Genomic DNA, 16,976 nt, shown 5'->3' with positions numbered 1-16,976 from the left:
CAAGGATTGAGCTCTATCGAGGCAGGGAGGCCCGTGCCGCCATGGAGTTCGCATTGGCCTCTTCCCTGACACGTATCACCTTTGTCCTTAATGAAGCGTTTCGAGTTTGGGTTCGCTCGCAGCTTGTATCTTGTGTGAGATCTCAGTCTCCCGGCTAGCTTCATCCACCCTGCCCAGAGAACGGTAAGCCTGCCCCAACAGACTATGAGTGATGTAATTATTTGAGTCCATCTTTTCGGCCCGTTCCAAGTACATCAACGCGCTTGCAGGATCTTGCCGCTTTATCAAAACCTTGCCTAACAGAATATAAGGGCCGGTCGAGTTCGGCTCCAGAAGCAACGCACGCTGAAGGGATTGCTGTGCCTTCGTATAGTCTCCCGCGCGGCTGTAAGCGTCTCCCAACCTGTCATAGATGCTGCCATCAAGCGGGTTGCGAAGTCGCTCCTTCTCAAACTCTGCAATTGCCGAATCCAGATGCTCGCCGGCAAGAGCAACCTCACCAAGCAAAGCATGTGCAAGAGGTAGCTGCGGGTCCAGCTCGAGGGCCTTTGCGGCGAACTGCTGTGCCACCGGCAGATAATCCCGACGGAGGAGCATACGTGCTGTCAGAAGATAAGCCGGCGCCGAATCAGGAGCGAAGCCGTACTGCGTCGCGAACGCCTGACGCGCATTGTCGTACCGGTTCGTGTCGAGATAGCAAAGAGCAAGCACATAATTAGGATCGATCTTCGTCTGCGAGGTCCAACTGGAGGCGGATTCAAGGAGAGGAATAGCATCTGCGGGGCGGCCTAAACGAAACAGCGTAAGCCCCCTCAACTGCGCCGACTCTTCATCGTGAGGGTCTTGCTTCAACGCGCTCTCGAATGCAATATTCGCATCCGTAAAATCGCCTTCTGAATAAAGCGCAAGACCGCGCACCCGATTGACACCCGCAGCCACAGGCTGCTGTTTCGCCAGCACGTCGAGCTGTTTCAGAGCGTCCGTAGCATGTCCGCGATCGACCATAGCCCGAAGCTGCGTCAGGGTCGGCGACGAGTCGACAGAGGCTGGGTCAGGAGAAGAGACCGACTCGCTTGAAGATTGACCCGATGGAGTACTTTGCGTCTGAGTTTGTGCGAGTGCAAGTGGCCGGAAGAGAGCGACAGAAAGGGGAAGACAGCCAAGGACGACTATTTTGAACAGACTGCGCATAGAAGATCTGGACCGAGTGTAACTCAAATAAAAAGAGAGGAGCCGCAGCTCCTCTCTCTGAAAGAGACTTCTTTTTAGAACGTTATCCTCGCCGTAAACGACAGCTGACGAGGGCTGGAGGCTCCAACCGGCCCTATACCATTCCCTCCAATACCATTCGTGATCGCGGCATTGCTATCGATAGCGAGATTGTTAGAGTTGCCATTTGGAGTGCCCGAACTGATGTAGTTGAAGACGTTGAAAGCATCCATTCGGAACAGCGCAGAGATGCTCTCCTTGATCGGGAAGGTCTTCTGTATCGCCAAATCTGTATTGAAGAAATGCGGTCCGAAGTTGCTGTTACGACCGGTATTTCCGATCTGATCGAGCCCTGGGCACGTGAAGCCGGAAGACGATGAACCCGTAGACGGGCATAGTGCTGGAAGAGCCGAGAAATAAGGCCTTGAGTGAGTCACTGGATTGAAAGCGCCTTGTTGAGGATGGAAGCTTCCCGGATTTCCATTGGGATAACAAGGGGCTGCTGTTGGGTGGCCGCTGTTATCTCCGATACCGGCTCCGCCTACAGAGGAGGCGCAGTTGGACATTGAGAGACTATAGGGCAAGCCGCTGGATATGTTGAGCACCGGGCTCAACTGCCAGCCGCCAATGATTTCATCCACGAGGCGCGACGAATTGGGCAGTAAAAGTTTATTACGGCCCACTGGCAATTCATAGAGTCCATAGATTACGAATTGTTGTTCGCGAATCGAATCGTCACGGCCATAAGCAGCCTGCTTCAACCATGTGGCGTAACTATTGTTGTAATTGAACCCGCGCTGCCATGCGTAATTTCCTGTGAAGGAGAGTCCATGAGAGATCTGCTTGGCTACCGTAACCTGTAAGGCATTGAAGTGCGTATTCTGATTATCTCCGTAGTATCCAATCGGCTGATTCCATCCGCACGCGCCCGGAGCAAGCCCTTCGCCTGTAGGCTGTGAGTAGTTTGGATCTTGACAAGCCGGGAGAGCTCCGCCGTAGTAGCGTTCCAGGAACTTCTGTGTCGAAACTGCGCCGCTTGCAGGAATCAGAACGTTGCCATTCACGCCCGCCGCAGTGCAGTTTGCTCCAGCCGGCCAGCAGTTACCACCGGCAGGATCGTAGTGGAGCGGAAATCCAGTAACACTATACGCAGCAGGAAGGAAAATTCCCGGCTCATTCGGATTGGTATTGTTGCCGTCGCCTGCGCTCAGAGTGTTAGTTCCCTTATTGCCCACGTAAGCCATCGTCACTGACAGAGTAGGTGAAAGAGACTGCTGAACGCTCATGTTCCACGCATCAAGTGTAGGAAGCTTAAGAGGGTTGGGGCGAGCTTTTGTGCTTACCAACGAACCCGGATTCGGCAACAGGCCATTAGAAGGCACCGTCACCGTCTGATTTGGCACCGGGCCAGTCGCAAGATCAAAAGGTTTGGCATAGCTCGCAGCATTCGAACCTGATGCGGTGATCGCTTGATTAGCAAGAACAGGAAGGTTCTGCGTAACCACGTGCCCAAAGATTGAACCAAATACGCCGAGATCGAAGCTTCGACCATACCCGGCACGAACGACAGTCTTATCCGTTGCTTGGTACGCTATCCCGATTCGAGGATTCCAGGTATTTTTTCCGGCGGCCCAGCCCATGTTCGTTGGGACACTGCCGACTCCCGCCACGTGAAGATAACCAGAGGTGAGATCCAGCAACGCGCCGTTGCCTACGCCGTTCACTGCCTCAGGGAAGTACAGTTCGTACCGCACTCCAAGGTTGAGCGTAAGTTTGGGAGTCGCCCGCCACGTATCTTGAGCATAGTAGAAGGTGCGCTTCTGGAATTCTTTCGCATTCGTCGAAGTACTGACATAGCGATTGAACGTGTTTACATCGCCCTTCACGAACGAGGCAATGCCAAGACCTGGAGTAGAACCATCAGACGGCGCAGTGGCATTTCCGTTAAAGTTGAAGAGTCCAGTCCTGTCCACGTCGCTGGGCACGCGAAGATTGCGCGCATACCGCAGATCAACACCGAATTTTACAGCGTGATTCCTTATCGTCTTAGTCCAGTTGTTCACAATCTGATACTGATCCTCTTTCTCAATGAGAGGGCAGTTGCAGCGATTGATGTTAAGACCGGCACCCCACTCAGTCTGAGTGCTGCCTGTGAACGTATTGATTTGGAAACCCGGCAGGCCACTTGTGATTGGATCCGCGGTATTCAGTCCACCGAAGCCAAGAGACGTAGCCGCCGAAGTTCCGGCATCGAACTTCTGATCGTTGATGTTGTAGCGGTAGTATCCCAGCCGGAAGTCTGTCACCAAGGTTGAGTTAATAGCTATATCCATGCCGGATGCCACGCTGTCATTTGCACCCGCGGAGTTTCCGCCATAGCCACCGAGTCCAAATCCAGGACCACCGGCCGCGCCAAGCAGTAGAGTTCCAGTTAACGTATCGGTAAATCGGCTGAATCGAACAAACGCGTGTGCCTTCTGTGTAACCTGTCCATCTAAGCGAACATCCCATTGATCGCTATTGAAGATGCCGGTTCCGCCTTGAACATAAGTATCAAGCAGCCCGCTGGCCCCAATCTTGTTAGGAGCGTACTGGGCGATTGCCTTGATGTAATTCAGCGCCGGAGCGGAGAGATCCGCCTGAGGAACGACGTTGCCCGGATACTGCACCGTGGCGCCATTGACAACGTGATAGACGGGATAGTTCAGACCTAGCCCGGGGTTGATAAACTCGCTGAAGTTACATCCATTTCCGCTCAAGCAGGAAGAAGTGACCAAAGAGGTTGGAACGATGGTCGAAGAAGTTGTGCCAACTCTCTGTCGCGCGCCTTGGTAGTCGCCGAAGAAGAAGACCCTGTCCTTAAGGATAGGTCCGCCAATTGAACCGCCAAATAGATTCTTCAGACCCGGGGCAATAGCGCTTCCAGCAGTTGTTCCTTCAGCCGGGAACTGCGTGTATGGATCTTGCGCTAGGTTTGCGGTGCTGGTGCGATAGTCAAAGGCCGAACCATGGAACTTGTTCGAACCGGACTTTGTTTGCGCAGTCACTACTGACGACACAGCCTTACCGAACTCTGCGTCGAAGTTTTGCGTCGTGATCTTGGTCTCCGAAAGCGAATCCAGGTTCGGATTCACAACGATAATGCCAAGAATTGGATCCTGGTTGTCCGTGCCGTCCAGCATGAAAGCGACGCCGCCGAAGGCCTGTCCATCGACTTGAATCTGGGCACTCCCCTGTGGGTTTTCATCGGGAGCGTGGCTCCAGCCAAGCAACTGGGCACCCGGCAGAAGCAACTGGAGGTTGGTGAAGTTACGGCCACCTACCGGCAGGTCCCCAATATCTTTCGCACCGAAGATCGTCGACACATCGGCACGGTCCGTCTTCAACTGAGGCACCTGGTCGGCATCAACTTCAACTGTCTGGTCAGAGCCTCCAACAGTCATAGAGGCAACTACTTTGGTCGAAGTGTCGGCAAAAAGCTGAATGCCCTTCTGCTGAAATCCCTTAAAACCCTGTGCAGCTACAGCCACATCGTAAAGGTCAGGAATGAGATGTTCCACCGTGAATTCGCCGCTTCCGTTGGACGTCGCGGTAACCGTCGTTCCCTTCGCCGAATCGGTGATGGTGACAGTTGCACCAGGTACAGCTGCGCCTGTGGTATCCACGACAGTTCCAAAGATGGAGCCGTAGACTGCCTGGGCATGGGCGATTGGCGAAGATGCCAGAAGACATACAGCAAATGCCATCCCGACGGTTGCACGCATCATCAATTTCATAACAAAACCTCCAAAAAGTGCTGCACTGTACTTCTATTTGTTGGCAATCATCTATTGCGCTGCCGAACATCTCTGAAAAAAAGCGCTGCATAACTCTGAATAACGGGTGCAAGATCGCCTGCTCTACGGACCTGAAACAATTGGCTTTCGAATCACCACGGAAAATACTCGCGAGCTCGCGGGCATGTCAATAAATTTCATGTGTGAGTTTTCAGATAGTTAGAGAAATGACACCTCAAGAGGTAACGGCATAAAGCAAAGATGTAGAAGTGGTCAGACCTCATCCTTTTTTTGACACTCTCTCAAAAAGCAAGGAAAAAGATAAGCTTATTTCTATGTGCGGCTTACGTTGGTAAAGGAAGGTATTTTGAAGAACAAGGTTGGAGTCAAAAGCCAATCAATAGGTTGACCACATAGTCGTTGATGAACAGAGTTCTCATCCGCATGCAGGGCGACTTTGTCTATACATTCAGATAGATTTTGACGAGCTACCGTTGTTGGAGGACTTTTATGGGGAGAAAAAAGACGCTTGGGAGCGAGGCTCACACAACCAGCGTGGCCAAGTCGAAAACTCACTCCACCCTAGAAGAAAAAGCGCTTCCTTCCAGGAAGACTCCCAAGTACCGCGAGATCTACGAGGATCTTCATGCCGCCATCAAAGCAGGCACCCTTCGCCGGGGAGATCGTCTTCCGAGCGAAGGCGAACTCGGAAAGCAATACAACACCTCTCGAATCACGGTGTCGAAAGCGATTCATGAACTCCAGTTGCAGGGCCTTGTATCGCGACATCCCGGCTCGGGCACTCACGTGCTCGCTCCTATCGCAACTACCGATCGTGTCTTCGGTCTGTTGATTCCGGATCTGGGCAGAACTGAAATCTTTGAGCCCATCTGCAATGGCATGATGCGATCCCCTCTCTCAAAACCTCACTCTCTGTTGTGGGGTCATTCGATGGGGGAGTTGTCGCAACAGGAGAAGGAGGCAGAGCATCTCTGCCACAAGTACATCGCACAAAAAGTCTCGGGAGTCTTCTTCTCACCATTAGAGTTCACCGCCGAAAAGGACATCGTCAACAGGCGCATCGCATCGGCGCTCGATCGTGCAGGCATTCCAGTGGTTCTGCTCGATAGATGCTATGCGCCCTACCCGCTGCGTTCAAAGTATGATCTCGTCGGCATCGACAACCGTAGTGCCGGCTTCCTTATCACGCAGCATCTTCTCTCACATGGTGCCAGGCGCATCGCCTTTATTGCGCGACGTCTTTCGGCCTCTACCGTACACGGAAGAATCGCGGGCTACCGCGAGGCTCTCTTCGCACGCGGACTTCACCAGCAACAGGATCTGGTCTATCTCGGCGATCCGGAAGACCCTCATTTCCTCCAGACGGTGCTGAAAGGCTGTCACCCAGACGCGATCGTTTGCGCGAATGACATCACCGCGGCCAGGATCATGCAGGGGCTAGCCACTCGAGGAATTCGCGTGCCAGACGAGATTCGTATCGTCGGAATCGATGATGTGAAGTACGCTGGCCTCTTGCCTGTTCCCCTCACCACACAGCATCAAAACTGCGCCGACATTGGCGCTATCGCCATGGCAACGATGCTCCAGCGGCTGGAGAAACCTGACCTGCCCGCGCGCGATATCCTGCTTCAGACAAAGACCGTCCTGCGCCGCTCGTGCGGGATCCATCCCCTTCCCGGCCAGAAGTTCAGCTAGGGCGTGCAGATTAGTCTTCTTCTCTCTGCGCCTGCCTCCATTCGCTTAGCATATTAGCGTTCCTCGCTCCGCGAGTAGAATGCCCTAGCGATCACTTGCACCCGCGTAGCGAATCCTATAGTGTTGCGACTTCTGGAGGCATCTTTTGACCACTAAGAACCAGCATCACCACACATCCTCTTCGGGCTGGCTGCGTCACCTTACCGCCCTCGCTTTTGTGGCTCTCAGCACCGCATGTCTCTCAGGCAACGCTCTAGGCCAGACGGCTGAATCCGCGCACCAAAACGATGGGCCCTGGTGGAAGCACGCTGTCGTCTACGAGATCTACCCGCGCAGCTATCAGGACTCCAACGGCGACGGCATCGGCGATCTCAACGGCATCACTAGGCGCCTTGACTACCTCCAGAACCTCGGCGTCGACGCCATCTGGATCGCGCCCATGTACCCCTCGCCTCAAGTTGACTTCGGCTACGACATCTCCGACTACGAAAACGTCGATCCCAAGTATGGTACTGTCGCCGACATGGACCACCTCATCGCGGAGGGTAAACAACGCAACATCCGAGTCCTCCTCGACATGGTCCTCAATCACACCTCAGACAAACACCAGTGGTTCATCGACTCCGCCAGCTCCCGCACCAACCCCAAGCATGACTGGTACGTCTGGAACGACGGCCTTCCCGCAAACGGTCCCAACGTCACTGCTTATCAAAAACGCTTCGAGCATGAAGGCCGTGTCCCGCCCAACAACTGGATCTCAGGCTTCGGTGGCTCCGCATGGGAGTGGGTGCCGGCCGTCCATCAGTTCTACTATCACAAGTTTTACAAGCAGCAGCCTGACCTCAACTGGCGCAACCCCGCCGTCGAGAAAGCATGCTTCGACGCCATGCGCTTCTGGCTCGACCGCGGCGTAGCAGGCTTCCGCCTCGATGCCATCCCCACTCTCTTCGAAGACACCCAGCTCCGCGACGAGCCCGATGCAGGCGGCATCAACGCTCAGGGTGATCCCAACCTCAAGGACATCTACACCAGCAATCTCCCCGATGTCCACGACGTCATGCGTCGCATGCGTGCCATGGTAGAGAAGTATCCCGGCAATCGTGTCCTCATCGGTGAAACCTATCTCCCCAACACCGCCGCGCTCAATGAGTGGTACGGCGGCGAGAAGCACGACGAGTTGCAGCTCCCGATGGACATGCTCCTCGGATTCCACGGCGACCACGACAAGCTCGACGCTTCGAGCTTTCGCAAGTTCATCAACGAAGCCGAGACTCAGCTCTACGGCTCGCAGCCTCTCTTTGTCTTCGACAACCACGACAACGTCCGCTCCTGGGATCGTTACGGAGACGGCGTTCACAACCAGCAGATCGCTCGCATCCTCGCCACCATTCTCTTCACCACCCGCTCCACCGCTCTCATGTGGGAAGGGGAAGAGCTCGGCATGGTCACCACCACGCCCACTCGCCGCGAAGACGTCAAAGATCCCATCGGCATCACCGGCTGGCCCAAGGAAAAAGGCCGCGACGGCGAACGCACTCCCATGCAGTGGGACAGCTCGAAGGATGCCGGTTTCAGCGACGCTGCCAAGACGTGGCTCCCTGTCGCACCCGACTACAAGACGGTCAACGTCAAGACAGAAGAAGCCGACCCCAACTCCCTCCTCAACTGGCACAAGAAGCTCATCGCGATGCGCAGAAATGACCCCACCCTCCGCGATGGAAAGCAGGTCATGATCGACGACACCAACCCCTCCGTTCTCTCCTACGTTCGCGAGGGAGTCGCCGGCAATCCCGCCGTCGTCGTCGCCATGAACTTCACTGCGCAGCCCCAGACAGTCTCACTCGAGCCCAAGCAGGCGAACGTCTCCGGCAGCACAGTCACCACGCTTCTCACCGACGCGCCTTCGCTTCAAGAAACAACCAGCCTGCAAAAGATAACCCTGCCGCCGTACGCGTCATGGATCGGGTCCATCAAATAACAACAGTCGTAAAGAAGAGGACGCTCGTGAACGAAAAGCGGTTTCTCACCTCAGCCCTGACGAACCACGTCCTCTGCGCAGCCCTCGCGCTCGGTAGCTTCTTGCCGAGCGCGTTCGCGCAGACTGCAACCCAGGTTCCGCCTGCAGCCGATCAGAAGAACACCGCCACCGATCCTTGGTGGAAGCACGGCGTCATCTATGAGATCTACCCACGCAGCTTTCAGGACACCGACGGCGACGGCATCGGCGACATCAAAGGCATCACCTCGCGCCTCGACTACATCAAGCAACTCGGCGTCGATGCCATCTGGATCACGCCCATGTATCCTTCGCCCCAGATCGACTTCGGCTACGACATCGCCGACTACACAGCCATCGATCCCCAGTACGGCACCATGGCCGACTTCGAGCACATGACCGCGGAGGCTAAGCGTCGCAACATCCGCGTCATCATGGACTACGTCCCCAACCACACCTCCGACCAGAGCGCGTGGTTCAAAGCGTCACGCTCCTCCCGCGACAATCCCAAGCGCGACTGGTACATCTGGCACGACCCCAGGGGCTACACCGCCGACGGCAAGCCCATCCCGCCAAACAACTGGCAGAGCTGGTTCGGTCACTCCGCGTGGGAGTGGGACGCCACAACGAAGCAGTTCTACTACCATCACTTCTACGTTCAGCAACCCGACCTCAACTGGCGCAACCCTGAAGTCGTGAAGGCCATGATGGACGTCCTCCGCTTCTGGATGAACAAAGGCGTCAACGGCTTCCGCATTGATGCAGTCTCACGCCTCTTCGAAGACCCCAACCTCCACGACGACCCCATTCAACCCGGCCTCAACGCCTTCGGCGACCCCAACATCATCCACAAATACACCGACAACCTGCCCGAGGTTCACGACATGCTGCGCGAGATGCGCAAAGTCGTCGACGAGTACCCCGGCAACCCCGTCCTCATCAGCGAAGCCGACGAGCCCAACATCTTCGAGCTTGCCAAGATGTACGGCGCGAACAACGACGAGGTCCAGCTCCCGATGGACTTTCAGGTAGCCGACGTCAACGAGCTCAACGCTCCCAAGTTTCGCAAGCTCCTTGACGAAGTCGAAAACAATCCGGCCCACGGTCAGCCTTACTTCTTCTTCGGCAACCATGATCAGGACCGCATCTGGGACCGCTACAGCATCGTTGTCGATGACCCGGCTATGAAGGCACGTATCGCCCGCATGATGGCTGCCCTGCTACTGACTTCGCGCACCACGCCGCAGATGTACTACGGCGATGAGATCGGCATGGTCACCACAACCCCCACGCGCATCGAAGACGTCAGAGACCCCGAAGGCATCACCGGCTGGCCAAAGCAAAAAGGCCGCGACGGCGAACGCACCCCCATGCAGTGGGACACGTCGAAGAACGCAGGCTTCAGCACCTCCAACACCACCTGGCTTCCCGTTGCGTCCGACTACAAGACTGTCAACGTCGCCGTCGAGTCTCCCGACCGCGAATCGATGCTCAACTGGTACAAGCGCCTCATCGAGCTCCGCCGCGTCAACCCTGCCCTCTACGAAGGCAGCATGCAGATGCTCAACCCAAACGAAAATGTAGTCTCCTACCTTCGCAAAGGCCCAGCAGGCAAACCCTCAGTCCTCGTAGCCCTCAACTTCTCCAATAAGCCCCAGACCCTAAAGTACGACTACACCGCACTAGGCCTCAACAAGGGCACAACTAAAACACTCGAAACCAACGACCCCGCCCTCACCCACGCCCCTCTCGCCAAACCAATCACCCTCGCCCCCTACGCCACCTGGGTCGCCGAGGTCCAGTAACCGTCTTGTCTCGCGATGTGGATAGACGAGCGCATCTACGGCGGCTGCTTGTCTTAATGCGTGCAACAGGTAATTTTGTTGGTGTCTATTTCTGATGTCTCTACATCTAATTTTCAAATCTGGTCAATGATTCAATACGCAAAATGACGCAGAGGTGTCCCATGAATGAGCCTTCTGATTTTCGTACGATGAGAATGCCGCTCAGCTACGGAGGCGGCCAGATGCCGGTGCTTGGCTTTGGCACCCTGATTCCAGATACACCCGCGACAACGAACGCCACCAGATACGCGCTTGAAGCCGGATTTCGACACATCGATTGTGCGGAACGATACCGGAACGAGCGTGAGGTAGGCGACGCGTTGCAGGCAGGACTCGCCGCCGAAGGAATATCGCGCGAGGACATCTTCGTTACCACAAAACTGTGGAACACCAATCACAGGCCAGAGCGCGTGAAGCCGGCCTTCGATGCAAGTCTGGACAAACTCAGGCTCAACTATCTGGATCTCTACCTCATTCATACTCCATTTGCATTTCAACCTGGCGACGATCAGGACCCGCGAGATCAAAATGGCAATATCCTTTACGACGATGGCGTGACTTTGCTCGAAACCTGGAGGGCGATGGAGAATCTTGTGGACCAGGGTAGGTGCCGGGCCATCGGATTGTCCGACATCACTATGGACGGTCTGCTACCTCTCTACGAAGCGGCGAGAATCAAACCAGCCGTTGTCCAGGTCGAGTCGCATCCGTATCTTCCAGAAACGGAATACATCAAGTTCTGCAAGGAAAAAGGCGTTGCGTTTTTGGTTGGTGCTCCATTGGGTCACGGAATGAACGCGGGACCACTCGAAGATCCGGTCATTACGGCAATCGCCTCACGAGTTGGACAGACGCCGGCACAAGTTCTGCTGGCTTGGGCGGTACAGCGTGGCACCGCTACGCTCGTCAAGACCAGGACCGAGGCTCGCGCGAAAGAGAACTTCAACATCTCCCCACTCCCGCAAGACGCGTTTGATGAGATCAATCGAATTCAGACGAGACAGAGGCTTAACGATGTAACAACTACCGGTGTCCCGGGCTTTATTCCGCGAGTTCGATCAACATAAGCCGAACAGCAATCGGAGTATTCGACACAAGAGGAAATACGGGAAGCGCTGAACGTGTACCGGCACGCGTCAGCAATCGGTGATGCAAACACGACCCGCAATGGAACTTGCCTGGCCGTGCTGCGCATTTGTCCTAGGGAGGCCTCTAGAATCAGGTGAAATCGCGGCCAATCGGCCTCTGACTCCTCAACCAACCTAAAAACCTGTCAAGCCCCAAAACCACCTAAACCGCGGGGGCACCCCTACCAGCGAAGGGTGACAACCTGGCCCTGATAGCCCATTCCCTCCGCGAACTTCACCATCAACTGATCCAGGCCGCTACCTTCACGGCCACTGGTCGCAGCGGAGATCGTCCCGCCATCAACATGAAGATTAAGCCTCGCCACGTTCCGGCGAACCGTAAGCTCAACAACCGAACCAGCCTCAGCCTCCAGCTCCAGCTTCAACGAGTGCCCATCGACGGTCTCGCCCAACACCTTCATCTGCGCAGTTCGAGCGCCCGGTAGCGGCAACCCATGCGGTACCGCAACCTCGACCGGCGGCAACGCAAAAACAATCGACGATCCATCACCCATACTTAGCGCACCTTTGACCCCACTCGCCAACCGGACGACAGGCCCCGAAAGAGTCTTAACCCTTACGACAAGGCCACGCCCCTCACGTTGGTACTCCAGCGAGCAAACCGAAGCCCCAACATGAAGCCTGTCCACCGCAGCATGATCCCAATCCGCAGGTAGATGCGGATCAAGTGTGATGGAACTGGAGAGCCCATCCACATCGATACCAAACAGCCCCCACAACGCCGGGGTAATCACCATCGCCGAAGACCACAGCTGATGACTTGTACTCCTCCCGAAAGGCTGGAAGAAGGCACCTGAAAGCAGCTCCGTCACCGCACCAAGATCCTGCGCCGTAGTCAGATCCGCGTTCTGCATCAAGTGCGCATACCCAGCTAGCGGATGTCCCGCACGATACTCCGCCACCGACGCCCACCCCGTAAACAAAGGCCAGACCGACCCTTGGTGATAACTGATCGGATCATAAAAAGGATCGCTCTCCGCAACATCGCGAAGCCCCCAGTCGGTAGAAAAATCATGCGAGGCCCACCGCCGAAAGCTGGCGGCCGAATGAGCCAGCCCGTCACCACCATTCCACCACGCAATCGCCGGATAAACCGTAGCCGTACGATCGAGCGTCCCATCGGTATTCCGGCTGAAGGTATACTCCTGACGAGACGAATCGTAATACTCAGCCTCAATCTTCTTCGCCAAGTCCGCAGCACGGACGCTGGCTGCATCAGCCGTAGCTTTATCCTCCAGCAACCCAGCCAGCTTCAACATCGCAACCGAAGCCTGCTGATCCAGCAGCGCAAGGTAAATCTCCTGATGCGGCATCCCACTTGGCCAACTCTCCACCCAGCCGGTGCCCTGGGAGTTGTCGTAAATCCCATCGCCATCGGTGTCATGAGTCGTCTCAAAGTGCCAGGCTTTTTCAACGATCTCTCGATGCCTCCGGAGGAAATCAACATCACCACTGCTCCGAACGTAGTCCAGCATCGCGGTCAAAAACAGTGGCGTTGAATCCGCAGCCGCATAAGCGTAAGAGAAATCCTTCCATTCAAAAGAGGCAGCAGTCTGCGGATATTCGTGCATGATCTTGCCGTCATCACGCTGCCTTTTCATCAGGAACTCAAGCTCTGCGCGACTCAGTCCGAAGTCGCCAAACCCATTCACCGCATAGAGCGTGTACAAGCTGTCGCGCCCAAAGTACCAGCCAAATCCAGGCCGCGCTGAATCGCCCGACGAGTAATATCCAGCAACCAAGCCAATCTCCCCACTGGGTTGCGCCTTCGCCCTCAACTGCTCAATCGACATCGCGGCCCAATCGAAGTCCTCGCTCAACCCAACATCCGGAGTGCGAATCGCAGTGACACGATCCTTCATCTGCCGGTATCGCTCCGCGTGCTTCGCATAGATCTGCGGCAACTCCGCATTCAGCCGCTCCAGCTTCCCTTGGAGCGTTGCATTGGTTGCAGTCTCAAGCGTGCTACCCATCGCCATCAAGAGGGGAAAGTAGCGATTCGTATCCCGCTTAGGGCCGTAGTGCAACTTCAGTTCCAGCGGATAGAACTTTGGCTTCTCCTGGTACGGAGCCAGAATCCCCGGCTGTGCAGTCGGTATCGCCACAGCTCCCGCCAGGTTGGGGAAGTCGGTATGAAGTACATAGAACCCACCTTCCTGCTGCTTCACCCACTCCGCCGACGGCACCCCCTGGCTACGCTGTGGCCACATCGGCCTCATCTCCGGCGTAAAACTGAAGGTCAGATCCATTGGCCGCGTCGAATCGATCTGAAATAGCACCACCGCACCGGTACCATCCTCCGTATCGTCTGGTGCAAACATGATCTGCCTTACCGTGAACGCGATGTGTGAATACGTGATGGTCGTGTGATCAGGAGAAACCTCGATCTCAGCAGCATCCGCGTTCAGATCGATTGGCACAGAGTACCCTTCTACGTCGGCTCGAATGGAGAGGTGGCTCAACAGCTTTACCGGCAACACCCAAGCTTCTAAGGTACCCTCCTGCTGTCCCGGCATGGCGCCACGCGTTCCTGCAACCGTGAATGGCTTTCCTGCTTCAACATGGCGTCGAATCGTGATGCCATCTTCTCTAATTGGGAACGCATCAACCGGTCGCAAACTGCCCGTCTGTGCGTTTGCGATCCCGCCCAGCATTAAAGCCAAAGACAAAGCAGTCCTCATAAGGGTCGTCCTCTCCAAAAGATCACCAGTCTACATGTTGCAGTGTTCTCTTAGAACAAAGTAGGATGCGACTGATAAGAGGTCGATCATGTTATGTAAATCATTGCGCTTCCTGCTGCTAATTGCTGTCGGGGTTTTTGCCTCCAGTGTGGCTCCGGTAGTGTTCGCTGTGCCACGGAATGATCTAGCGACAGTCACCCGGTCAAAGCTTTTGACTGCGTCAGAAGCGGCAACTTTCCTTCCTGGAACAGTCTTTTTCCGCGGCCAAAGCGCGCCAATTCAGTCCAGAAACTCAGGTGGCGTACAGTTTGCAAAGGACGCGCTTTTTCTCGTCACCTTGGTGGATACCGCTGGATACTCAAGTTCAGTGCAGGAAAAATATCAGGCCTATCTCATCACTGAAACTCCAATCAATATGCAAGGACACCGGCTCGAACCTGGCGCCTACGGCTGCGGATTTGTGTCTGGCGGTACATTCGTCGTTATGGATATCGGAGGTCACGACCTCTTCTCTGCACACTCGTCCAAAGATCCCTCTCTCCGCCGACCGACACCTCTGCAAGTCCTGGCGGCCCCTAGTGGGACCGCGTACCGCCTCTACGTTGGCCGTGACTATGTAGAGTTCACGCAGTCCATACCGGTGACAAGCACCACGTCCCTAGTCCATCCATGATTACAATCGGGCTCAAATGCAACTCTTTCAAACACGCTCGCTTCTGCTGTTTTGCCTCTTGGCGATCACGACTCGTATGGCACAGTCCCAAGCTGCCTCATCGTCGAAGGCCTCAGCCGATAGGCTGAAAGAGGCGGAGGAAACATTCCGGGCTGGGTCTGCGGCCTATCTGAACAACGACTTACCCTCCGCACATAGGCAGTTTGCAAAGCTTGTGCAAATAGCTCCCGAGGTTGCTGCTGGCCATAGCGCGTTCGGTACCGTACTGCTAGCGGAGGGCGAACTTGCGTCTGCTGCCGATCAGCTCGAGTTGGCCCATAAACTTACTCCTCAAGATCCTGAAGCAATCCTCAATCTTGGGATTGTCTACTCCCAACTCCAAGAGTATGCCAAATCGGTTGAGATGTTTCAGCAGTTCGACAAGGAAAAAAGTACCCCGTCTCAAGTTTTCACAGCGCCAGCTTCCATTGCTTACGCCGTAGCTCTTACTGCAACCGGAGAACCTGCCATTGCACAAAAGCAGTTGGAGACGGCTCTCACCGGCGCCCCTGATAACGCAACCCTGCACGATAGCCTAGGGACACTGCTTGCACACCAGCAGCACTATAGTGAAGCCGCAATTGAATTCCAACATGCCCTTTCGATCGATCCCTCGCTAGCCGTTGCGCATTATCATATGGGTTCAGTCTTGTTGAACCAGGGCGACCCTGCGAGTGCCGTCACCGAATTCACCAAAGCGAATGACCTCGCTCGAGAAAACGTTGATTATTTGTTACAGCTTGGCCGCGCCCTTCGCGCAAACGATCAAGGAGACATGTCGCTCGTTGTGTTGCGCCATGCGATGACGATTTCCCCTGCATCCACGGATGCAAAATACGAATTAGCCCTTACTTTGCAGGCAAATGACAATCCTCGAGAGGCTTTACCTTTGTTTGAACAAGTAGTAGCGTCTCGTCCTCAAGACTCTTCCGCTCTCACTAACTTAGGGCTGGCCTTTGTACAGACGGGCGACGCAAAGGGTGCAATTACCTTCTACCTTCGTGCCCTTACACTGGATGGGCACAGTGCTACTTTGCGCCAGAACTTAGGAGTCGCCTACCTTCAGCAAAGCGATCTCAATCACGCCATCGAACAGTTTCGCGCGGGTCTGCTCGTCGAACCTGACAACTCTCATCTTCATTACGATCTTGGATTAGCGTTGAAGCTGAAGGACAATCCGACCGAAGCGATGACTGAATTCGAGCGTGCAGAATACCTAGATCCAAAGTTGCCCGACCCTCCCTACACTCTAGGCGTTCTTTACCTTCAACTAGGGCGTTTTGCGGACTCTCAAGTTGAATTGGAGAAGGCACTAGCGCTGCGCCCTGACAACGGAGACGCCTGGGCCCTCCTTGGAAACGTTTATAAAGATACTAACGATCCGCAAAAAGCGGTCGCCGCTCTACGACGTGCGATCGACTTGTTACCCAATCAACCCAGTCCACATATTAGTCTTGCCGCAATTCTCAGCCAGCAGGGAGACACGGAGGGCGCAGCAGCCGAACGCAAAAAAGCTGCATCCCTCAGCCGCATCGCAGTCAGCCGCCAGCGTGCTAACTTTGCGCTCGATAGCGGTAAGGCTCTTCTTAAACAAGGTCAGATTCCGAAAGCGGTTGCTCAGCTACAGTCCGCTGTCGAGGCCGATCCAAACTATGGAGAGGCACATTCCGCATTGGCGGATGCTCTGGAGAAGCAGGGACTAAGCGCAGATGCTGCCATAGAACGTCAGAAGGCCAATAAACTTCTCAATAACGCTGTTCCAGCTGATCATTCCACCGCTCACCAATAGTCGGCCATCCAATATGAAACTATTTACAACTGTGGAGGGATGACCGCCTAAGAGATTTGATCTCTCCTAGAGAGACGCTTTTACTGCATACTGAAATTTGTAATT

Annotated in this window: 8 protein-coding genes; 5 read left to right on the top strand and 3 right to left on the bottom strand. The window is 55.1% G+C overall.

The annotated features are described in order from the left end of the window. Positions 1–87 precede the first annotated feature (87 nt). Positions 88–1,191 carry a tetratricopeptide repeat protein gene (locus GSQ94_RS01785; RefSeq protein WP_158941585.1) on the bottom strand — a complete coding sequence of 368 codons (1,104 nt, stop codon included), beginning with the start codon at positions 1,189–1,191 and terminating at the stop codon, positions 88–90. A 74-nt stretch (positions 1,192–1,265) separates the two neighbouring features. Beyond that, positions 1,266–4,985, bottom strand: a complete 3,720-nt coding sequence (locus tag GSQ94_RS01780; RefSeq protein WP_158941584.1) for a TonB-dependent receptor — start codon at positions 4,983–4,985, stop codon at positions 1,266–1,268. 510 nt (positions 4,986–5,495) lie between these two features. Between GSQ94_RS01780 and GSQ94_RS01775 the strand changes: the two genes are divergently transcribed. The 4 genes from GSQ94_RS01775 (at position 5,496) to GSQ94_RS01760 (ending at position 11,608) form a co-directional block, all read left to right on the top strand. After that, positions 5,496–6,701, top strand: a complete 1,206-nt coding sequence (locus GSQ94_RS01775; RefSeq protein WP_158941583.1) for a substrate-binding domain-containing protein — start codon at positions 5,496–5,498, stop codon at positions 6,699–6,701. A 145-nt stretch (positions 6,702–6,846) separates the two neighbouring features. Beyond that, positions 6,847–8,679, top strand: a complete 1,833-nt coding sequence (locus GSQ94_RS01770; protein WP_254063533.1) for an alpha-glucosidase — start codon at positions 6,847–6,849, stop codon at positions 8,677–8,679. Positions 8,680–8,705: 26 nt separating this feature from the next. Beyond that, positions 8,706–10,502 carry an alpha-amylase family glycosyl hydrolase gene (locus GSQ94_RS01765; RefSeq protein ID WP_254063532.1) on the top strand — a complete coding sequence of 599 codons (1,797 nt, stop codon included), beginning with the start codon at positions 8,706–8,708 and terminating at the stop codon, positions 10,500–10,502. Between the two features lie 161 nt (positions 10,503–10,663). Beyond that, positions 10,664–11,608: an aldo/keto reductase gene (locus tag GSQ94_RS01760; RefSeq protein ID WP_158941581.1), complete on the top strand. Its 945-nt coding sequence runs from the start codon at positions 10,664–10,666 to the stop codon at positions 11,606–11,608. A 242-nt stretch (positions 11,609–11,850) separates the two neighbouring features. On the opposite strand, the gene GSQ94_RS01755 is transcribed toward GSQ94_RS01760, so the two are convergent. Then, positions 11,851–14,370: an amylo-alpha-1,6-glucosidase gene (locus tag GSQ94_RS01755; protein ID WP_158941580.1), complete on the bottom strand. Its 2,520-nt coding sequence runs from the start codon at positions 14,368–14,370 to the stop codon at positions 11,851–11,853. Positions 14,371–15,353: 983 nt separating this feature from the next. Here GSQ94_RS01755 and GSQ94_RS01750 point away from each other — a divergent pair. Further along, on the top strand, positions 15,354–16,871 hold the full coding sequence (locus GSQ94_RS01750) for a tetratricopeptide repeat protein (RefSeq protein ID WP_216842984.1): 1,518 nt from the start codon (positions 15,354–15,356) through the stop codon (positions 16,869–16,871). Positions 16,872–16,976 lie beyond the last annotated feature (105 nt).

It is taken from the genome of Granulicella sp. S190 (genome assembly GCF_009766095.1).
Classification (GTDB): domain Bacteria; phylum Acidobacteriota; class Terriglobia; order Terriglobales; family Acidobacteriaceae; genus Edaphobacter.
The sequence above is the reverse complement of the archived record's forward strand: the minus strand, read 5'-3'. Positions and strand labels throughout refer to the sequence as shown.

What these genes read in the sequence shown, in the direction of transcription:
- GSQ94_RS01780 (WP_158941584.1), bottom strand. Translation starts at nt 4,985, where the DNA reads ATGAAATTGATGATGCGTGCAACCGTCGGGATGGCATTTGCTGTATGT.
- GSQ94_RS01760 (WP_158941581.1), top strand. Translation starts at nt 10,664, where the DNA reads ATGAATGAGCCTTCTGATTTTCGTACGATGAGAATGCCGCTCAGCTAC.
- GSQ94_RS01755 (WP_158941580.1), bottom strand. Translation starts at nt 14,370, where the DNA reads ATGAGGACTGCTTTGTCTTTGGCTTTAATGCTGGGCGGGATCGCAAAC.
- GSQ94_RS01775 (WP_158941583.1), top strand. Translation starts at nt 5,496, where the DNA reads ATGGGGAGAAAAAAGACGCTTGGGAGCGAGGCTCACACAACCAGCGTG.
- GSQ94_RS01785 (WP_158941585.1), bottom strand. Translation starts at nt 1,191, where the DNA reads ATGCGCAGTCTGTTCAAAATAGTCGTCCTTGGCTGTCTTCCCCTTTCT.